This is a genomic window from Alkalicoccus urumqiensis (assembly GCF_002993335.1).
In the GTDB taxonomy this organism is placed as follows: Bacteria; Bacillota; Bacilli; order Bacillales; family Salisediminibacteriaceae; genus Alkalicoccus; species Alkalicoccus urumqiensis.
On the sequence record NZ_PVNS01000009.1, the window covers coordinates 165,173 to 186,458 of the forward strand.

The 21,286-nt window shown below is 49.6% G+C and carries 18 protein-coding genes; all 18 read right to left on the reverse strand.

Translation table 11 applies throughout. The annotated features are described in order from the left end of the window. Window positions 1–186: 186 nt before the first annotated feature. The 18 genes from ileS to mraZ all read right to left on the reverse strand — a co-directional run bounded on the left by ileS (window position 187) and on the right by mraZ (window position 20,162). Complete coding sequence (gene ileS, locus C6I21_RS10900; RefSeq protein ID WP_105959505.1) at window positions 187–2,955, reverse strand: isoleucine--tRNA ligase; 2,769 nt, start codon at window positions 2,953–2,955, stop codon at window positions 187–189. Between the two features lie 415 nt (window positions 2,956–3,370). Further along, window positions 3,371–3,877, reverse strand: coding sequence for a DivIVA domain-containing protein (locus C6I21_RS10905; RefSeq protein ID WP_105959506.1), 507 nt, complete (start codon window positions 3,875–3,877; stop codon window positions 3,371–3,373). A gap of 44 nt (window positions 3,878–3,921) precedes the next feature. Next, entirely contained in the window at window positions 3,922–4,698 is a 777-nt protein-coding gene (locus tag C6I21_RS10910; RefSeq protein WP_105959507.1) for a YlmH family RNA-binding protein, read from the reverse strand. A gap of 14 nt (window positions 4,699–4,712) precedes the next feature. Beyond that, window positions 4,713–4,979, reverse strand: a complete 267-nt coding sequence (locus C6I21_RS10915) for a YggT family protein (protein ID WP_105959508.1) — start codon at window positions 4,977–4,979, stop codon at window positions 4,713–4,715. Between the two features lie 22 nt (window positions 4,980–5,001). Continuing rightward, window positions 5,002–5,430, reverse strand: a complete 429-nt coding sequence (locus C6I21_RS10920) for a cell division protein SepF (protein WP_105959509.1) — start codon at window positions 5,428–5,430, stop codon at window positions 5,002–5,004. A gap of 24 nt (window positions 5,431–5,454) precedes the next feature. Next, window positions 5,455–6,138 (reverse strand): YggS family pyridoxal phosphate-dependent enzyme, encoded by a 684-nt coding sequence (locus C6I21_RS10925; protein WP_105959510.1) that lies wholly within the window; start codon window positions 6,136–6,138, stop codon window positions 5,455–5,457. A gap of 29 nt (window positions 6,139–6,167) precedes the next feature. Then, a complete protein-coding gene (ftsZ, locus tag C6I21_RS10930; protein WP_105959511.1) occupies window positions 6,168–7,298 on the reverse strand; it encodes a cell division protein FtsZ in 1,131 nt (376 codons plus the stop codon). Window positions 7,299–7,335: 37 nt separating this feature from the next. After that, on the reverse strand, window positions 7,336–8,631 hold the full coding sequence (gene ftsA, locus C6I21_RS10935; protein WP_105959512.1) for a cell division protein FtsA: 1,296 nt from the start codon (window positions 8,629–8,631) through the stop codon (window positions 7,336–7,338). Window positions 8,632–9,127: 496 nt separating this feature from the next. Further along, window positions 9,128–9,949, reverse strand: a complete 822-nt coding sequence (locus C6I21_RS10940; protein ID WP_105959513.1) for a cell division protein FtsQ/DivIB — start codon at window positions 9,947–9,949, stop codon at window positions 9,128–9,130. Between the two features lie 29 nt (window positions 9,950–9,978). After that, entirely contained in the window at window positions 9,979–11,076 is a 1,098-nt protein-coding gene (gene murG / locus C6I21_RS10945) for an undecaprenyldiphospho-muramoylpentapeptide beta-N-acetylglucosaminyltransferase (protein WP_105959514.1), read from the reverse strand. Further along, window positions 11,073–12,437: a UDP-N-acetylmuramoyl-L-alanine--D-glutamate ligase gene (gene murD / locus C6I21_RS10950; protein ID WP_105959515.1), complete on the reverse strand. Its 1,365-nt coding sequence runs from the start codon at window positions 12,435–12,437 to the stop codon at window positions 11,073–11,075. The genes murG and murD overlap by 4 nt, the downstream gene beginning before the upstream one ends. Continuing rightward, window positions 12,434–13,408 carry a phospho-N-acetylmuramoyl-pentapeptide-transferase gene (gene mraY / locus C6I21_RS10955; protein WP_105959516.1) on the reverse strand — a complete coding sequence of 325 codons (975 nt, stop codon included), beginning with the start codon at window positions 13,406–13,408 and terminating at the stop codon, window positions 12,434–12,436. The genes murD and mraY overlap by 4 nt, the downstream gene beginning before the upstream one ends. Window positions 13,409–13,422: 14 nt before the next feature. Continuing rightward, the gene (locus C6I21_RS10960; protein WP_105959517.1) at window positions 13,423–14,589 is read right to left on the reverse strand and encodes a hypothetical protein; all 1,167 of its coding nucleotides are present in this window, start codon (window positions 14,587–14,589) and stop codon (window positions 13,423–13,425) included. Beyond that, on the reverse strand, window positions 14,586–16,061 hold the full coding sequence (locus C6I21_RS10965; protein ID WP_245411608.1) for a UDP-N-acetylmuramoyl-L-alanyl-D-glutamate--2,6-diaminopimelate ligase: 1,476 nt from the start codon (window positions 16,059–16,061) through the stop codon (window positions 14,586–14,588). The genes C6I21_RS10960 and C6I21_RS10965 overlap by 4 nt, the downstream gene beginning before the upstream one ends. Before the next feature lie 54 nt (window positions 16,062–16,115). Beyond that, the gene (locus C6I21_RS10970; RefSeq protein WP_105959519.1) at window positions 16,116–18,317 is read right to left on the reverse strand and encodes a penicillin-binding protein; all 2,202 of its coding nucleotides are present in this window, start codon (window positions 18,315–18,317) and stop codon (window positions 16,116–16,118) included. 81 nt (window positions 18,318–18,398) lie between these two features. After that, complete coding sequence (gene ftsL / locus C6I21_RS10975; RefSeq protein ID WP_105959520.1) at window positions 18,399–18,761, reverse strand: cell division protein FtsL; 363 nt, start codon at window positions 18,759–18,761, stop codon at window positions 18,399–18,401. After that, complete coding sequence (gene rsmH / locus C6I21_RS10980; RefSeq protein ID WP_105959521.1) at window positions 18,758–19,702, reverse strand: 16S rRNA (cytosine(1402)-N(4))-methyltransferase RsmH; 945 nt, start codon at window positions 19,700–19,702, stop codon at window positions 18,758–18,760. The genes ftsL and rsmH overlap by 4 nt, the downstream gene beginning before the upstream one ends. A 28-nt stretch (window positions 19,703–19,730) precedes the next feature. After that, entirely contained in the window at window positions 19,731–20,162 is a 432-nt protein-coding gene (gene mraZ / locus C6I21_RS10985) for a division/cell wall cluster transcriptional repressor MraZ (RefSeq protein WP_105959522.1), read from the reverse strand. Window positions 20,163–21,286: the final 1,124 nt, after the last annotated feature.

Genomic DNA, 21,286 nt, shown 5'->3' on the forward strand with positions numbered 1-21,286 from the left:
ACCTCCCAAAAATCTTCGTTCAAACCTTATTCAGTATAACAGAAATCACCGTCTGTGCGTATGTCGTGATGAAACTGTTGGAAAAAGACCATAGATATGCTCCCTGAAGCGCGGACGGGCTGCTGATCTTCTGCTCGCTGCAAAAAAATCCCGCACAGAAAATGTTTTCTGTGCGGGAGCAGGGAATTATTTACTCTGATAGTGGTACTGTACGGTCTCTGTGCACTCGGGGCAGAGTGTCGGGTGGTCCGGGTCTGTTCCGAGATCTTTCGATACAACCCAGCACCGCTCACAGGTTTCCCCTTCGGCACGATCTACGAGTACTTTCACTTCATCGTAAGACGACGCTTCTTTCGGTGCGTCTTTTTCCTCCTCGAGATGAACCTGGGATACAATAAAGAGTTTCTCCAGTTCCTCCATTGATTCAAGTAGTGCTTTGTCCTGATCCGAAGCATAAATAGTTACTGCAGCATGCAGGTTTTTCTTGATTCCTTTTTCATTACGCGCTTCTTCCAGCGCCTTCATCACATCATCCCGCAGATCCATAAACCGGTCCCACTTTCCGATGAGATCCTCAGGCACTTCCACCTTCTGCACATCCGGCATATCCGTCAGCTGCACAGCCTCTGCTTCTTTTTCAAATGGAAGGCTGTTCCATACTTCTTCTGTTGTATGCGGAATAACAGGATTCATCACTTTTACAAGGGCCATCAGCGTTTCGTACATCACGCTCTGAATACCTCGGCGGGATGGATGGTTTTCTCCTTTTGTATAGAGCGTATCCTTGGAAATATCCATAAAGAAGGAGCTGAGTTCAATCGCACAGAAGTTGTGTACGAGTGAATAAACGTGAGCGAACTGGTAATTTTCGTAGGCTGCCTTTACATCCTGAACCAGTGTATCCAGCTTCCACGTCATATACTGCTGGAGCTCACTCCGGCCGCTCAGCGGAACAAGATCCGTCTTAGGATTAAAGTCGCTCAGATTCCCAAGCAGAAACCGGAACGTGTTTCTAATTTTACGGTAGCCTTCCGCCACCTGCTTTAAAATATCGTCCGACACGCGCACGTCCGCCTGGTAATCGACAGAAGCCACCCAGAGACGAAGAATATCCGCTCCGAGCTGCTTCATCACTTTGTCAGGAATAATGACGTTCCCGAGTGATTTACTCATTTTTTTACCTTCCCCGTCGAGTGTAAAGCCGTGGGAAATAACTGATTTAAACGGAGCTTTTCCCGTTACAGCGACGGAAGTGGAAAGGGACGAATTAAACCAGCCGCGGTATTGATCGGATCCTTCCAGGTAGACATCTGCAGGACGCTGAAGTTCTTCTCGCTCTTCCAGCACAGCCTGGTGGGAAGAACCGGAATCGAACCAGACATCCATAATATCCGTTTCTTTTGTAAAAGTGCCGCCGGGACTGTGCTCAGAAGTAAATCCTTCCGGCAGAAGATCTTTCGTTTCCCATTCAAACCAGATATTCGATCCGTGCTGACGGAACAGCGAAGCAACATGTTCAATCGTTTCTTCTGTAATAATCGGCTCCTGGTTTTCTCCATAGAAAATCGGAATCGGCACACCCCATGCACGCTGACGGGAAATGCACCAGTCGCCCCGGTCTCTTACCATATTGTGAAGTCGTGTCTCGCCCCATTTCGGCAGCCACTCTACTTCGTTAATCTCATTCAACAAGTTTTCACGGATGCCGTCAATTGACGCAAACCACTGAGCTGTAGCACGGAAAATAACCGGTTTTTTCGTCCGCCAGTCGTGCGGATAGCTGTGCGTGAAAAATTCAAGTTTCAGAAGCTTACCTGCTTCCTGGAGCTTTTCCGTAATCGGTTTATTTGCCGTGTCATAGAACTGACCTTCAAACATCGGAGCTTCTGAAGTGAACACCCCTTTATCATCCACCGGACAGAGAACATCCAGACCGTACTGCTGACCTACAATATAGTCATCCTCCCCGTGTCCGGGAGCTGTGTGAACACAGCCGGTGCCGGCATCTGTCGTTACATGCTCTCCTAGAATAACGAGAGATTCCCGGTCATAAAATGGATGGGCTGTTTTAACACCTTCCAGCTCACGGCCTTTGTATGTCTGCTTCACTTCATAGTTCTGCCATTCGAACTTTTCAGCGAGCTCTTCAAGCAGCGCTTCTGCGACGACATACACTCCCCCGTCTGCTTCCACACGGACATAGGATAACTCTGGATGAACGGCGATCGCCAGGTTGGCAGGAATCGTCCAGGGTGTTGTGGTCCAGATGACAAAGCGCTCATCTCCGACAAGGACCCCTTTATTTTCGGTAACATCAAACGTGACATAAATAGATGGTGACCGTTTATCGTGATATTCAATTTCAGCTTCGGCCAGAGCGGACTCAGAGGAAGGAGACCAGTAGACAGGCTTTTTCCCTTTATAAATATACCCTTTCTTCGCCATTTCACCAAAGACACGGATCTGCTGGGCTTCATAGTCATGTGTCAGCGTTACGTAGGGATGATCCCAGTCGCCGCGGACACCGAGGCGCTTAAACTGCTCCCGCTGGCTGTCGATCTGGCCGAGCGCATACTCTTCACACTTGCGGCGGAATTCCGCAATGCTCAATTTTTTACGATCCACTTTTCCTTTTTTCGTCAGTGCCGTTTCAATCGGCAGTCCGTGCGTGTCCCATCCGGGAACATACGGAGCATGATACCCCATCATCGACCGTGAGCGTACGATAAAATCCTTCAGTACTTTATTGAGCGCATGGCCCATGTGGATATCTCCGTTTGCATAGGGAGGTCCATCGTGCAGGACAAACAACGGCCGGCCTTCCGTCCGCTGCTGTACTTTTTCGTACATTCCTTTTTCATTCCAGGCCTGCTGCATATCCGGCTCTTTATTCGGCAGATTTCCACGCATCGGAAAATCTGTTTTCGGCATCAATAGCGTTTCTTTATAATTCATGCTGTATTTCCTCCTTTTAGTTACTCTGACCAGCTGGATGTTTCGATCCGGCTGCTGCGAACGTCGTTTTCTGCACCATTTCTCTTAACCGGAAACCATTCAGGACCTGAGCGGCAGCGTTCTTGAACAACAAAAAACGCCCCTGTAAAAACAGGGACGGAATAAATCCGCGGTACCACCCACGTTGCTGTTGAACAGCCGCTCAGGATGCGGTAACGGGCATCCGCCGGTGCAGTCTAATCGGAACATGTCCTTTCTCTGCACAGCTCCGGGGTGATCTGAAACGCCGTTCCGCTTCAGGCTCCCACCATCCCTGAATCGCTGTGCCGGTAAAGAAACGCCCTGCTGGCCCCATCGTTGCTAATGTTTAACTGCTAATAGTATACTCGATCAGAAAAACGTTCGTCAATCGTCCTTAATAGGATTCGTGGTCATCCTTCTCATAATACGATTCTTCCGGCTCCATAGCCAGATCATCCCAGTCGTCTGTCTGAAGCATTTCCAGCTGCGCTTCGAGAAGCATTTTGAAACGAGTCCGGTAAACAGCTGCCTGTTTTTTCAATTCCTCAATTTCAAGCGAAATCTTCCGCGACTTCGCAAGCGATTCATTGACGACCCGGTCGGCATTTTTTTCAGCTTCCTTAATAATCAGCTTAGCCTCTTTATCGGCATTCCGTTTTACCTCTTCCGCCGTTTCCTGTGCTATCAGGATCGACTTGTTCAGCGTCGTTTCAATATTGGAAAAATGGCCGAGTTTCTCCTCCAGTTCATCAACGCGGTGAAACAATTCATTTTTTTCTCTGCTGATCTGTTCGTAGTCTTTAATAACCTGATCAAGAAACTCATTCACTTCATCTTCATCGTACCCGCGGAAACCACGGGTAAACTCTTTGTTATGAATATCCAGCGGTGATAATGGCATTTCCGAACTGCACCTCCGATAAAATCCTCTTTTTCCGGACCGGCTTATCCACCGATCAATGCTATGTTAATACGGATTTTCCCACGCTTCGTTTCCCCTTCGATCCGGTCGAGACGCACACGGCCGGAGCCTCTGAGTGAGAGCATATCTCCCTCTTCCAGCTGCATGGAAGGGTCCGTGACAGGCCTCCAGTTCACTTTCGCTTTTTCGTTTTGAACGAGAGGTTTCACTTTAGAACGGGATAGATGGAACGCTTCTGAAAGGACGACATCAAGTCTGAGCGAACTCACAGTAACTGTCCGCTCTGTTTCCGGTTCCTGTTTATGTAGAAGCTCATCCAGAGGGATCCGCTTCAAAGACAGCGGCACTTTCCCGGCCTGGACCAGCTGCTGCTGAACATAATCGGCAGTGTCGCCGCATGTTAACAGCTGTATGACCTGTTCTTCACTAATAAGAATATCACCGAATTTCTCCCGGACAAGACCAATTCCCATCATGGAGCCAAGCAGCTGGCTGTGCGTTACTGTTTCAAATTTTAACGGATAATCCACATGGAAAGCAGCCAGATCAAAATCCTCCACTTCCGGCAGGAAATAGTCCGGATACAAGAGACAGCGTCTGCGTTCTGCATCCGGTGCCCCTCCGGAGAATGAAGCGAGCACATCTCCGGTGCCGAGGATCGTGCGGACGATTTTCTGCTGGCGGGGATCGAGAAAGTCGGTCCGCTTCGGCCGATACTCCGTTCGGACTGTCTCGATCCAGTCCAGCACCTGATCGACAAATGCATGCTCTTCACGGCGAAAGTGCTGATACAGTGACACGGCGGTACTCCTTTCTATGCAAGAAGATTAAAAAAGAGAAACCGCACGCCGTCCATCGCAAACCGCAGTGCAAACAGGGCAACAATCGGCGAAATATCGATCATACCGATCGGTGGGATGATCTGACGGAACGGTGCAAAATACGGTTCAACAATTTTTCCGACCGTCTGACCGAAGTTCGATTCCCGGGCATTCGGAATCCATGACATAAACACATAAATAATACAGATGAAAAAATATACGTTCATCAGCGAAACAATGATATTACCAAGTTGAATCAAGCAGCTTCACCTTCCTGATGTATTATTCCTGGAGCATTTCAGAGATGGAGCCTGATACATCAACATTATCCGGAGTGCATAAGAATATATGCTCCCCAAGCTTCTGAATATCTCCACTTATAGCGTAAACGGTTCCGCTCAAAAAGTCTACTATCCGCTTCGCCTGTTCTTTCGGTATCCGCTGCAGATTAATAACTACTGCTTTCCGGTCTTTTAAATGATCTGCAATTTCCTGTACTTCATCATAGGAATGCGGTTCAAGAAGAATGACTTTGGAGCTCTGCCCCTGTGAGACGGCGCTTAAACTGACAACGTTCGGCTTGTCCTTTTTCTTCTTGGACAATGCAGGCGAAAATTCCTGTTCTCCAGCTTCTTCTTCAACAGCAACTTCACGCTCTTCATACTCTTCTTCCATATCAAAGAAGCGTTTAAGCTTTGTTTTGATCGTCATCACAGAGACCTCCTTTTAATGCGTTCATTCTTCTGACCCGACGAGCGAGGAGCCGAGGCGGACAAATGTTGCGCCCTCCTCCACCGCAATCTCCAGATCGTTTGACATTCCCATCGATAATTCGGTACAGGGGGCCCACGGAAGATCAAGTGAACGGATTTCGTTGCGCAGCTCCCGGAGCTTCTGGAAAAAAGGACGGACTTCCTCTGGATTCTCTGCATAAGGAGCCATTGTCATCAGTCCGACCACCTTAACGGCCGGATACTGTTCCAGTTCTTCAATAAATGAGCGGGTCTTTTCCGGATCCAATCCGGATTTGGACTCTTCTCCGCTTACATTCACCTGAACAAAGCATGAAACCGTTCTGCCTTCCTCCGCCCGTTTTTGAATCTCTTTCGCTAATGATAATCGATCCAGAGAGTGAATATAATCATATGCATGAAGCATATCTTTCACTTTTCTGGATTGAAGACTTCCGATAAAATGCCAGACTGCCCGGCTGCCGATAGCATCAAATTTTTCCATAGCCCCTTCCAGCCGGTTCTCACCAAGATGGTGGATTCCGGCTTCAAGGGCTTCTTCTGCACGCTCAATGGAAACGTATTTTGTTACTGCAACGATCGAGACGTCTTCCGGTTTTCTTCCGGAACGCCGGCAGGCTGACTCTATTTTCAAATTGATATCAGAAAGGTTTTCTTGTACGGTCAATGCTTCAGCCTCCCATCGTACCGTTCTACTTATCTGCGGCGCCGGTTTCTAAGGAATGCCGGAATATCCAGTGCATCCTCCTGGGACTCCTGCTGTTCCTGAACAGGCTCCTCCTGGCGCGGTGCTTCCTGCTTCTGCTGGCTTTCCTGAGGCTGTGTGCGCTGCTGTCTGCCCGGCGCTGCCTGAGGAGCAGCCTTTTTCTGAATGTTTTCATCAAAGCCTGTAGCAATCACGGTAACGACGATTTCATCTTTCAGATTCTCATTAATCACAGAACCGAAAATCATGTTCACCTCTTCATCGGAAGCGGATGAAACAATCTCTGCTGCTTCGTGTACTTCAAAGAGACTCAGGTTTGCTCCGCCGGTAATGTTCATCAGAACACCCTGTGCACCATCAACACTTGTTTCCAGAAGCGGTGAGGAGATGGCTTTTTTTGCAGCTTCTGCAGCACGGCTTTCCCCTGTAGCAACGCCGATTCCCATCAGCGCAGAGCCCTTTTCACTCATGATCGTCTTCACATCGGCAAAGTCGAGGTTGATCAGACCGGGAACAGCAATCAAGTCGGAAATACCCTGAACACCCTGGCGAAGAACGTTATCCGCTTCGCGGAAAGCTTCCAGCATCGGTGTGTTCTTATCGACAATTTCCAAAAGACGGTCGTTTGGAATCGTAATCAGTGTATCCACTTTTTCTTTCAGTGCTTCAATACCGGAGCTTGCATGGCTCATCCGGCGGCGCCCTTCGAATGTAAACGGACGGGTAACGACACCGACAGTCAGCGCACCGCACTCTTTTGCAATTTCTGCAATAACAGGTGCAGCACCAGTTCCGGTTCCACCACCCATGCCGGCAGTGATAAAGACCATGTCAGCTCCCTGAAGATGCTCTTCCAGCTGATCCCGGCTTTCTTCTGCAGCTTTTTTACCGATATCCGGGTTAGCACCGGCACCTAGTCCGCGCGTCAATTTCCCGCCGAGCTGCAGTGTTTCATCCGCCTGAGACATCTGCAGAGCCTGAGCATCCGTATTGACTGCGATGAATTCTACACCCTGAAGACCATTTTCTATCATACGGTTAACGGCATTGCTTCCGCCGCCGCCTACTCCGATGACTTTTATCGTTGCCAGCTGTTCACTTTCCATTTCAAAATCCAGCATGTTTTCGTCCTCCTATCTAGATAATCAGTTCCCGGAGTTATTCCAGAAATGATTTGAACATTTTTGACATTTTCTGTTTCAGTCCCGGGGAGTCCCCGGACTTTTCTTTGGGCTTCGTTCTGCCTCCGGCCGGCTGCATCTCTTTTTCTGCCGGTGCTTCCCTGCGTTCCTGATCCAGTCCGGCATCAAGCGGCTTACCCTGAATTTTTGCGTTGCGGTAGGCGAAAGAGATCAAGCCCACTCCGTTCGTAAACTGAGGCTCACGGGCACCGATATAGTCCGGAACGGAAATGCGGACGTTTTCATCAAGTTCGTCCTTTAATACTTCCAGTACGCCTGGAATATTCGCTGTGCCCCCTGTGAGCACACAGCCTCCAGGAAGTGATTTCCATCCCATGCGGCTCAGTTCCTGACGGATCAGCGTCCCGATCTCGGCAACTCGTGCCTCAATGATGTTGGCAAGCTGCCACTGTGAGAATTCCTGGCGCTGGTCGCTCCCGATCTCTGAGACTTCAAACAGTTCTTCATCGGAAGCATCTTCAACCAGGGCGTTGCCGAATTCCACCTTCACCTTTTCTGCTTCATCCGTCGACGTACGAAGGCCGATGGAAATATCGTTTGTAATATGGCTTCCTCCGATCGGAATCTGTTTCACCGACTGAAGAAACCCATTCTCAAAGAGAGAGATCGTTGTGGCTCCGCCGCCGATATCTACGAGCGCCACTCCGAGTCCGCGCTCATCTTTTGAAAGTGCAATGGATCCTGCAGCAAGCGGCTGCAGGACGACATCTGCAGTCTGCAGCCCCGCTTTCTCCACACATCGTAGAAGATTATGTACAATGGTTTTCGAACCAGTAATAATCGTCCCTTCCATTTCAAGCCGGACACCGATCATGCCGCGTGGGTCCGTAATTTCCTCCAGACCGTCTACAACAAACTGGCGCGGAATCACATCAATGATTTCTCTGTCCGGAGGGATCGACATGACCTGTGCCGCATCGATTACTCTCGTGACATCTTCATCGCCGATTTCCCGGTCGCTGCTTGAAACGGCCACTACTCCGTGGCACGACTGCAGCTGAATGTGGTTCCCTGTAATACCGACAATCACGCTTTTTATTTCCATCCCGATCATCTGCTCTGCTTTTTCCACTGCTCTTCGGATGGACTGGACTGTATCATCGATATCGACGATAGCCCCTTTTTTCAATCCCTCCGACGCCACTTCACTGACGCCGATAATATTCATCGACCCGCTGGAAATCTCTCCAATTACGATACGTACAGAGGATGTCCCGATATCCAGCGTTACATAGGTCTGCTCATAATTCACGTCCTGGCACCTCCCGGCGAACAAATGCATTTCCTGAAATTGTACACTTCTTACCTTTATTCGATAAACATTTCCATAGTCCTTTTGATGATTTAACTTTTTTTCATTTTTCCTGCGGCTGCATTTTGTTTTGTTCTTTCAGCTGGTATTCTGCGCAGTTGAAGCTGAAAATACTGCTGATTACAAGTCTACACTAGTTTGGAATACGAGAAAAGCGATTATCGGACTGGAAAACAAATTAGACACTAACACATAAAGGGAATGCCTGGAACGAAATCCGTGCTTTTGTTCCAGGCTGCCTCTTCTAATTCCTGTATTGAATAAAACGATTTCCATATTTTCAGGACAGCCGCTTCCAGCTTCAGCATGCAGCAAATGCTTCGTTTCGAAAAACATGGCTCCGCGGGACAGACGAGCAGGGCCCGGCGTCATTACCCCAAGTTGGATCCGCTCATGCTCTACATCTGTGGAGACAGCGCCCGGCTTACAGGAGTATTTACGTTCCCTCTAATTCCTCAGCGCCGGAATTGTCTTCATTGTCTTCAATGACTTCCTCTTCTTCCTCGTCCTCTGATTCAAAAGATTCAAAATACGGATTGACTCTCATATGCAGAATGCCGTCAACGTCCGGATCAAGCTGCTGGACAACCGATGGGTAGGAGGTCATCCGTTCTGCAAAATTCTGCAGTGTCGAATGAACGATAAAGCCGTCATTCATCAGCACACGGACTCGGTAAGGATCATTCTCCTCAGGAATCAGTTCCATTTCCGAAATTCTGTTAAACACAGCGCCTGGTAATATCGAAAGCTGTTCTGCCGCCATTTCCCGGTGTCTGGTTTCTTCCATATTCAGAAGCACCGGTGCTTCACCTGATCCTGCCTGAAGGTCAGGAAACAGCTGCCCGGAAGCCAGGAGCGGCAGAAGAGCACCATCTTCTTCAATAAAACCTGCCAGTTCCTCTTCGGTAATGTGAATCTTGAGCGTTCTTGGCCAGTTCCGCTCAATCGATGCACCGCTTACAGCAGCGTGTTCCTGAATCCTGGCTTCTCTTTCTTCCCTGTCCAGGTTCCACATACTCACTTCTTCCGTAATGCCTCCAAGTGATACGATTTCATCGTCTGCTAAAGAAGAACTCCCTGAGACCTCTACGTGGCCGACATGACTCCAGCTGCTCTGCGAGTAAATAACAGCGAGCACGGTGAAAAGGAGAAGGGAGAGGTATAGATACAGCCGCCGCTTCGCACGCTTCCTCCGTCTTTTTTGGAGCTCGGGAAGCTTATTTTCCAAATCAACAACCGTCTGCTCCCTATCAGCCATATCTCCCCCTCCTTTCCTGAGTGCCCGTTTTAGTTTGATATCATTTTCTGCATCAGGGTAAACAATGCTTTGGATGCATCCGGTCTGCCGGAAGCTCTGGATGCCTCTCTCATACTTTTATTGACGGAAGGCTCCAGCATGTGAAGCAGCTTCTCTGTTAACAGCGCAGGCGTCAACTCTTTTTCCTGAATCATCTCCGCAGCTCCCCGATCTACAAGCGACATAGCATTTTTCGTCTGGTGATCAGCTGTTACATATGGACTCGGTATAAGAAGCGCCGGCACGCCGATGGCTGTAATTTCAGCAAGCGTTGTAGCCCCGGCCCGCGTAAGAATACCATCCACTTCCAGCAGCAGTTCAGGCATGTTTTCCACGTAGGGAACAATGACAACATTTTCCGGGAGGCTCCGTGAAGCTGCTTCTTTTGAAATCGACTCATAGTGAACGCTGCCCGTTACGTAAATGACCTGGAAGTTTTCCTCTTTCCAGGATTCTGCGGCCTGAAGTACCGCTTCATTAATCGGCCTCGCTCCTCTGCTTCCGCCGACAGCAAGAAAGACCGGCTTCGATGGGTCCAGGCCGAGGGACGGCACAACCGGCGGATCAGCCGGAACAGTTTCTGCAGCTTCCGTCGCCCGCGGGTTTCCGGTAAAGCTTGTTTTCTCTTCTGGAAAATACGCTTCTGCTTCTGAAAAGCATACCGCTATCTGATCAACAAACTTTGCGAGAAATTTATTTGTGAGCCCGGGCACGCTGTTCTGCTCGTGGATCATCGTAGGAATTTTTTGTCTGGAAGCAGCATACACAACGGGTCCGCATACATAGCCGCCGGTTCCGATGACAATCTCAGGTTGAAACTCATTCAATATTTTTTTTGCTTTCTTTGCAGCTGCATAAAACCGGTAGACCGTTTTGACATTCTCAAGACTCAGCTTCCGCTGAATACCCGTAATATGTACGCTCTCAAAGTCAATTCCGGACTCCGGTACGATGGTCGACTCCAGCCCCTTCTCTGTTCCGATATAGAGAAATACAGCTTCAGGGACTGTTTGTTTAATATAGCGGATCAGCGCCAGTGCAGGATAGATATGTCCACCTGTTCCTCCGCCGGTTACAACCACTCTCATTCCGCGTCCCTCCTTTCGATCCATTGCTGTACAGTCTCTACAAACAATGCACCTCGTTCTTCAAATGTCTTAAATTGATCCCACGAAGCACAGGCAGGAGAAAGAAGAATAACATCACCTGCCGTCGAGGCAGCAACTGCTTTTTCAACAGCTTTGGGGAGCGTTTCATTGACGGACACTGTCTGAACCCCTGCTCTTCGGGCCATTTCGGCAAGCTTTTCCTTTGTTTCGCCGTAAGCAGCAACTGCTTTGACACGCTTCATGTACGGGATAAGTTCATCAAATGATTGTCCCCTGTCCAGTCCGCCACAGATCCAGACTACCGGATCATCGAACGCTTCCAGTGAGGTGATGGCTGCAGCACTGTTCGTCGCTTTCGAATTGTTGTAAAACGTCCGCCCTTCCCACTCACCGACTTCCTGAAGACGGTGCTCCACACCGGAAAATGTTTTCAGTACGTGACGGATCCGTTCCATGTCGGCGCCGTTTTCAACAGCAGCAAGTGCCGCAGCGAGTGCGTTGGCAATATTGTACTCTCCCGGCAGAGCAAATTCCTCACGGGAAATCAGCTTTTCTCCCTTCACATAAAGCCCGTCCTGCCGCAGATCCGCTCCTTCAGGCACTTCTTTTTTCAATGAAAAAGCAGCTTTACGACCGGAAGCATTCCGGGTGAGCTGGACGACATCGTCGTCGTCGAGGTTGTAAATCAGCAGATCGTTCTCTGTCTGCCGGCGGAAAATTTCTGCCTTGGCATCGTGATATGCTTCCCGTGTACCGTGGTAATCGAGGTGAGCATCCATTAAATTCAGCAGGACCGCTGTCCCCGGGTGGAATGTATCTGTACCCATGAGCTGAAAACTGGAAAGTTCCATCACGAGTGCATCAGTGGTACCTGAAGACCGGACGACTTCAGAAGCTGGAAAGCCAATATTTCCGGCAAGCTTCGGAGTAAGCGCACTGTTTTTCAGCATTTCCCAGATTAATGTCGTAGTCGTTGTTTTGCCATTTGACCCGGTCACAGCAATTGCGTGACTGTCAGAAGCGTCCCAGGCCGGCTGAATCTCTGTAAGAACTGGAATCTGAAGTGCCTGCGCTTTCTCGACAAGCGGATGATCATAGCGGATACCCGGATTTTTAATTAGTGCATCCACGCTTTCGTGCACGAGTGATTCCGGATGGCTCCCGCAGATAACGTCGGCACCCATTTCCCGTAGACGGGAAGCAGATTCTGTTTCCTCCCCCTGATCATTGACTGTTACTTCCGCTCCAAGCTGCAGCAGAAGCTTCGCCGCTTCCGTTCCGCTTCTCGCGAGGCCGAGCACTAATACACGCTTTCCTTTCCAGCGGGTATCGAGTCTCATATGCCCACCTCCAGCCATACACCGACAAATGCGAGTACAATACCGACGCTCCAGAATGTGAGTACAACCCGCCATTCGCTCCAGCCGGAAAGCTCAAAATGATGATGAAGCGGACTCATCTTGAAAACTCTTCTTTTCCGGAGCTTATAGGAGGCCACCTGAATGATGACGGAAAGTGTTTCGACAACAAATACACCGCCGATCAGAACGAGAAGAACTTCCGTTTTCGTAAGGATTGCAAGCATGGCGATGGCTCCGCCAAGAGCCAGGGATCCGGTATCCCCCATAAATATTTTAGCCGGATGCGCATTAAATACGAGGAAGCCGAGCAGAGCGCCGGTCACTGCCATAGCAAACACTGCTGAAGCCTCCATGCCGGAAAGCGCCGCAATGACAGCAAATGCTGTAAAGGCGCAGGCTGCAGTACCTGCCACGAGACCGTCCAGGCCATCGGTCAGATTCACTGCATTGCTCGCCCCGACGAGCATAATGATGATAAACGGCAGATAGAAGACGCCGAGATCTACAGACCACTCTGTTCCCGGTATTCCCACTGCTGTAGAAATACCCTGATACGTCAATGCGGCATACACGATGACCGAAATAACCACCTGACCTAAAAATTTCTGTTTCGAGGTCAGGCCAAGATTTCGTTTTTTCACCACTTTAATATAATCATCGAGAAAGCCGAGCAGCCCAAATCCGATCGTCACGAGCAGAAGCAGCCAGATTTCCAGGCCGAGCGTGTGAAACTGACCGCCTATAATCATGGCAGTGACGGCAGCCGCAGCCAGAAAAATAACGCCGCCCATCGTTGGTGTTCCCGTTTTCTTATGGTGTGTTTCCGGACCTTCAGACCGGATACTCTGACCGAATTTCAGCTTTCGGAAAAACGGAATAAGCACCGGTGATAAAAATACTGTTAATAAAAATGACAAAAATAAGGCAACTAAGAGCCCATTACCTAACATCTGGAGACCCCTCTCTAATTTCGGTTCAATTCTTGTAGTATTTCGTAAATCATTTCCCTGTTTGCCCCTTTATAAAGAAGCACAGCACTCGTGGAAAGCAGCTCTTTTAAATGGCCGAGGGCATCAGAATGCGTCTGGTAACAGGAGCTGACCGGTGTGTCCGGATGCATACGCCTAAGCTGATCATGGACCCAGAAAGCTTTCTCTCCAATGCATATAACGTCTGTGATAGCCTCCGGCAGCTTTTCTGCAACCGTTTCGTGGATCGTTTTTGCCCGGCGGTCTGCCTGAAATCCCTCATCGATGACGAGAGCTCTTCTTTCAAACGATCCAATATCTGATAAGACGCCGATCGTATAGTCGAGAGTCTGCTGGCGCAGCGCCACCGCTTCCAGCAGAACGACTCCGCCTTTGGACGAGTTCATGGACTGAAACCCATACTGCTCGGGCTTTAACAGCTCCCAGGGAGGACTGCCGGAGGAGCCGGTCTGTTTTTTCCAGAAGTCTGCAGCTGTGCCGACGCTGTAGAAAAATCCATCAAGCCATGAAGGAATTTCTTTTTCCCACCTTGTTGGTGTCGCAGGCGTGATTACGCTCTCACTGCCGGCATCCTCTTTAGACGGATGTGCAGAAATCGTAATTACTTTATCCGGACCGGCTGCACGATGATCCCTTTCTCCCTGATTCTCCCGTAGAAACACGGTATGTACATCATCCGGAATAGACAGAAGCCTCTCTTCCATCGTTACACCTGCCTGCAATGGTCCGGTTAAAAATTGAACATTTGCATGCATCCACGTTTCCAGCGTTTTTAAAAAAACGTCTGCTGCATAATCTCCTTTTACCTGGATAACTTCTGCAGTGTGTCCGGCCATAAACTCTTCTGCCAGCTTTTTCAGCACCGCTTCAGGGTCTTCTGTAATGTATAAAGGAAAGGAATCGGGGATCGTATCCGGCAGCGGCTCATCCTCGGCCCAAAGCGCGGCGGAAGCACCACTTTCTACTGCTGCTTCGATAAATTGATGTCCATCGTAACCGGAACGTCGTTTCGGAAGGTATAAGCTGCCTTCCTCTACATCATAAATGTTTCCTGCAATGCGTGAATACGTCTTTTCTCCGGAATCTCCACGCGTCCGGAGTACAGCCTCTTTCAAGCGTTTATCAGTTAGAAATGACGTCATGTCCTCCACTCCTTTAAGGCGGAACGTGCTTCTTCACGGTCATCAAATGAACTCCGCTTTCCCTGTACTTCCTGATACGTCTCGTGGCCTTTTCCTGCAATCAGGAGAACATCGCCGGCGGAAGATTCCAGCACCGCACGACGGATCGCTTCCCGTCTATCGGGAATAACGGCATAGCTGCTTTCTTTCATACCGGCCTTCATATCTTCAAGAATGGCATCCGGATCTTCTGAACGTGGGTTATCCGAAGTTAAATACGTCCAGCCTGAAAGAGACTCACTGACACGCGCCATTTTCGGGCGCTTCGTTTTGTCCCGGTCCCCGCCGCAGCCGATGACGGTTTTTATTTTATCTGCAGACGTCGTTTCATTAATCGTCTGCAGAACATTTTCCAAACTGTCAGGGGTGTGGGCATAGTCTATAATAACATGGACCGGGGCGTCGGATTTCACAACTTCAAAGCGGCCCCGGACTCCGGTGAGACCATTAAGCATACCCGCAATTTCCTGCCAGCTCAGTCCATTTCTGTTTGCTGCGCAGGCGGCAGCGAGAACATTGTATATAGAAAACGTGCCCGGAAGGGATATTTCCACCGGAAATCGTCCTTCTGGAACGGCCAGTGTGAACGTACTTCCTGAGGGAGACAGGTGGATCGTTTCTGCTCTCACTTCCGCGTTTTCCCTGATACCGTATCTCAGTACCGGCACAGGAGAAGCCTCCATCATCCATCCGGCATACTCATCATCCGCGTTGATCACCACGGAGGGCAGCGGACGGTCAAAGCCTGCTCCCAGCTGAGAGAACAGAAGGCTCTTGGCATGCGCATAATGATCCATCGTCGGATGGAAGTCGAGGTGGTCCTGTGTCAGATTGGTAAAGACCGCTGTTTGAAAAACAGTTCCGTGAATTCTGCCGAGACTTAAAGCGTGAGAGGAGACTTCCATCGCGGTGACTTCTGTTGTGTCCTCTGCCATATCAAATAATATCCGCTGAAGATCGATCGATTCCGGCGTCGTGTTAACTGCTTCCACCTGTCTGCCGTTGTATCTCGTGTAAAGCGTGCCGATGACGCCGGCACGTTTTCCAGCCGAATGCATCAGCTGCTCAATATAGTGGGTAACAGACGTTTTACCGTTGGTCCCCGTGACACCGATCATGCTCATTTTTGTCGATGGGTGTCCATAAAAGATCGAAGCACAAACGGCCATCGCGCGCTTTACATTGGGAACATAGACGACCGGACAGTCTGCCTGGACGGGTTTTTCAGCTACGACCGCTGCCGCACCTGCAGCGGCAGCATCACCGGCAAAATTGTGTCCGTCCACCGTATAGCCCGGTACGCAGAAAAACAACCCGTCTTTTTCAACACTTCTGGAATCCATCGTAATCGAGGATACATAAACTTCTTCTTCTGGTAATTCTGCAGGGTAAATCGTCGCAAATAGCTGCTTGAGCGGTATCATCATTTTCATCCTTTTATATCTATATTCGGTGTCTCCATATACACCTGCCGAAGACATTGGACGTTAATCCATAAAAAAGGTTTCATCTTCCTCCGGCAGTTCGTCAGCTTCTTCTTCTTCCTCTTTGTCGTCCTCAAGCTCCGGCTCTTCACCGGGAGGCGCTGCTTTTGCCTGCACTGCTTCAGCACCGTTAAGAGAAGAACCCGGAGGCGGCATCTGTGCATAAACAAATCCGCTTCCCTCCACCTCAGACCGGACCCCCGCCGTATCGGCAAACTGTCGCAGTTCACGTGTACTCCATCCAGTCACGTCCGGCATTTCCGGGGATCCATCAGTGACAAGAAATACCATTTCACCTGCAGCGAGCGGCGTTTCCGGAGCGAACGACTGGTCCTCCACAATAGAACCATCTCCAATCATGACAGGCTCCATGCCAAGGTCTTTCAGCTCTTCCTCGACCGATTCAGCCTGCTCTCCTGAAAAATCCGGAAGCAGTATCTGCTCGGCAGAACCATGTTCCAGCTCGTCTTCATCCGGCCGGATATTTAAGTACTGCAGGCTCTGCTCCATCACCTGCCGGAAGATCATGGAGACCGGTTCACTTCCGATTTCATGATCCTCCAGATCGGGCCGGTCGACGGCCACGTACACGATAACTTCCGGATCATCTGCGGGCGCCATGCCGATAAAGGAGTAAAGGTTCTGGCCATGACCTCTGACATACCTTCCGTCTTCTCCAACAATCTGGGCAGTACCCGTTTTACCGGCCACTTCAAACCCATCAATTGCAAACGCCTGACCGGTGCCATTTTCCGAGGAGACGACGGTCGTAAGAATGTCCCGGACTTCAGTGGCGGTTTCCGCAGAAATTGGCTCTCCAGAGACAGTCGGAGTGTTTTCTGCAACCGTTTCTCCTTCTTCGTTTAAAATTTGAGATACGACATATGGATTGACCATCTTTCCGTCGTTGGCAATCGCCGATGCCGCTTTAACCTGCTGCATTGCCGTTACAGCTGTAGCCTGACCGAATGCTGTCGTTACCGCATCGACCGGGCCGGATTCTGCAATTAATCCGCCTTCCGCCTCGTTGGGAAGGTCGATTCCTGTAGGTTCGCGGAAACCGAATGCTTCGATGTACTTATATACATTCTCCGGCCCCAGCTGATCCATAGCAATTTTGGAAAACGCGACGTTGGAGGAACGCTGGACCCCTTCGTTGTACGTGATTTCGCCCCAGCCTTCACCATTGTTATGGTCACGTATACGCCGGTCGTATACTTCAACGCTTCCTGATTCAAACGTTGCCTCTCCATTATAGACCCCTTCTTCCACTGCTCCGGCCAGCGTAAAGATTTTCATGGTAGAGCCAGGCTCAAACCGGGAAGAGATGGCGTAGTTCGTATAGTTCTCTATCGATTCATATTCGTTCGGGTTAAAGCTCGGCCGGTTGGACATTGCGAGAATTTCGCCTGTTTCCGCATGGGCTGCGACAGCCATCATTCTCTCCGGCTCAAACATCTCATCCACCTGGCTCATCGTCTGCTCCATAGCCGTCTGAATGCGGGCATCAAGCGTGAGAACGACATCATCGCCGTGCTCCGGTTCTTTGATAATTTCCTCCTGGGAGGCAAGCGGCCTGCCGGAACCGTCCTGCTGATATTGAATATATCCTGCTGTATCGGATAAATAATCGTTCAGACTGCTCTCCAGCCCCATCCGGGCTTCGCTCATATCCCGCTCGGTGTAACCGATCACATGGGATGCAAACGTCTGCATCGGATAATACCGCCGCGGATCCTCCCGGAAGTGAATACCTGAAAGCTCCATCGCTTCTATTTCCTGCATCTTCTCATAGCTTAGATTCTTTGCTGCCGCTCCAAGCTCCACCTGGAACGCATCCCGGGAGAGAAGTTCTTCTAACCTGCCCTCGTCCATCTCCAGTGCCGGAGCAAGTTCAGCTGCAGTGGCTGCGGGGTCGGCTACATGAGACTCAAATTGATCATCCAGCACAGCCGTAATAGTGTAGGAGGGAATTTCTTCGGCCAGTACTTCCCCGTTTCTATCCGTAATCGATCCCCGTTTTCCATCCAGATCCTGTGTCTGGGTCCATCTCGTCTCGAGAAGTTCATAAAGGTGAACGTCATCGACTTCTTTGGAAGCTTGAATATAGGCAAATCGGGAGAATATTATCACGACCCCGATCGTAAATACCAGCAGAGCGGCCACCGCTCTTTTAACGATCATTTGTTTAAAGCTGTTTTCCATAGCTCTGCCTCCTCGTGCTGAGCACGTGTGAACATGAGAAAAACCTCTCCGGATGAGCTTCCGGAAAAGGTTTTCTCTGCATCAGTCTCCCGGCTGGTGAAGAACTTTCACCTGACTGTTGTCCAGTGTCATACCGAGTTCATTTTTCGCGATCGATAAAATTCGTTCCGGATCAGACAGCTCTTTTACCTGAAGCGTCAGGGCTTCATTCTGATCCGCCTGCGCTGTAACGGCAGCTTCTGTTGTCTGAATTTCAGCATTGGCTGAATAAATCTGGGAATAATTTGAGATAATAAGTACCGCGGCAATGGCGATGACCGGCACCATCATAAAATAAAGAAGGCGCTCGCCTTTCGTTATACCACCGCGGTGAATCTGTCTGCGTACTTTTTTCGTATACTGCCGCTGGGGCTGCAGGACAGTATGTTTTTCAACCGGACTCATACGCTTCCCTCCTCAGGTGCATTTTTTTCTGCGATCCGCAGTTTCGCTGAATGTGCACGGTTGTTTCCCTCTAGTTCATCGTCTCCGGCAGTAATAGGTTTTCTGGTGATAAGTTTCAGCTCCGGTTTCATTCCTTCAGGTATGACAGGAAGTCCTCTCGGGAGGTCCGGCAGACTGCTTTTCTTTTTGAAAAACGTCTTGCATATCCTGTCCTCAAGGGAGTGAAAAGTAATCACAGCGACTCGTCCTTCAGGCCGAAGCAGTTCTACCGCCTGTGCCAGTGCATCCTCAAAAACGTCCAGTTCTTTATTGACCGCAATGCGCAGTGCCTGAAACGTACGCTTTGCCGGATGCCCTCCTTTTCTTCTGGCAGGTGCAGGGATGGCATCTTTAATAAGCTCCACGAGTTCAAATGTCGTTTCCACCGGTTTTTTGGAACGGGCCTGCTCAATTTTCCGTGCGATTTGTTTTGCAAACCGTTCTTCCCCATATGTATGAATGATTCTGGCAATATCTTCAAAACGCCACTCATTGACAATTTCCGAGGCAGTCAGGCTGCTGTTCTGGTCCATCCGCATATCAAGCGGGGCGTCAAAACGATAACTGAATCCTCTTTCCGGTACATCAAACTGTGGAGAGGAAACACCTAAATCAAAAACAATGCCGTCCACTTCATGGACATCATGTCTGGCTAACTCTTCTTTCAGATCTTTAAAATTTGCCCGGATAAATGTCACTCTTCCGGAAGGCAGCCGCTCTCCGGCTGCTTCAAGGGCTGTATCATCCTGGTCGAACGCATACAGTCTGCCGGTAGTCAGTCTGCTTAAAATTTCGGCGCTGTGGCCGCCGCCGCCAAGCGTACAGTCCACATAAATTCCTTCCGGTTTTACATTTAGTCCGTCGACCGTTTCGTGCAGCAGCACGGTTTCATGTGTAAACAAGTATTTATCCCTCCTCTACGGTTCTGTCTTAACTATCCACATCAAACAATCCTTCAGCAAGTTCAGCAAAAGATGAAGCGGATTCGTCCATATATGATTCCCATAGTGCTTTGTCCCAGACTTCCACCCGCTGCGCAACACCGATAAATACACATTCTTTTTCAAGACCGGCATATGTACGCAGAGAAGCAGGCAGACTAATACGGTTCTGGCCATCAAGCGCGCATTCCGTGGCCCCGGAAAAGAAAAAGCGTGTAAAGGCACGGGCATCTTTCCTCGTGAACGGAAGATCCCGGAGCTTTTTCTCCAGACGGGCCCACTCGGATTCCGGATAAATGAATAAGCATTGATCCAGCCCGCGTGTGGCAATAAAACCCGAACCAAGTTCATCGCGGAATTTGGAAGGAACGGTCACTCGTCCTTTCGCATCCATTTGATGTTCAAACTCCCCGATGAACATATATCTGCCTCCTCTCCCCTTTCTTACCCCTAATTTACCACATCTCCCCACTCCCTACCACTGTAATTACAGATTTCCTGAAAGTTTTCAGATTTTTTAATCGTTTTGTCATCTTTCTCTCAATTCTGAGAGTTCCATCTGGCTGCCTGTCGAAAACGACATCGGAGCAGAAGACCGGCGCAGGATCTTTTAATAAGCCATATAGAATCCATCCGACCTTGAAGCAGGGTCACGTTTTTTATCAGCCGGACGTCAGCGGAACAGACCGGTTTATAGACACACCTGCGCATATTTCTCTAAAGATAATGGATCAAATAAACCAGGCAGAAACTGCCTGGTCTTAAAAGAAAAGAGAGGTTTGTTGAATAGGTTCCCGCTTTCTACCTGCACCTGCAGCCGTACGCGTTCCGGAGGGAGTTCGAAAAGCGGAAGCACCCTGCTTACGAGCGACCAGTCCTGGAAGCCCTGCCGACGAAAGCTGCTCTTTGCTTTCTTCGGAAGGGGTGAAGGAACCAGAGCGGATGCTGGAGCTGGACAATACTTCAATTATAAGAAGCATGGCTCCACGCGGCCGCGCCGCATGGCAGAAGTTCGCTTCCCTGCGGCTCAAACCAAAGGCCGGCTCCGCTCATGCTCTGCAGCCGTGCAAATAGCGCCCGGCTGGTAGACAAGCCCACGCAGGCTTCTGCCGGGTAGTGGAGAAGCTTTATCAACAGAAACAAACGGTACATGGAACAGAACGTTGAAATGCTATATCCCTTGGCATCCCTGCTCGGAAGAGGCTTCGAACTTTATACTCCCTCTTTCTACTTTTTCAAAAAAACCACCCCTTTTTTATGAGGGGCCACTGAAAATCTCAAGATTTTAATTGAACGAAAGTAAACTCCCAGAAAAAAGACGATCAATCTCCGATTTTTGGATCTGGTCGTCTTTTTTGTCGTGGAATTCTTTTAACCATTTTCATGCTTTTTATTCCAGGCTCAACCAGACGAAACGTAAGACGGGGACGCCTGCGGGAAGAGCATGAGGTGAAGACCCCGCAGAACATCCAAAGGATGTTCGAGGAGGCTGAGGCCATGCCCGCGGCAAGCTTCCGTCTGTAGTGCAGTCTGATTTCACTAATT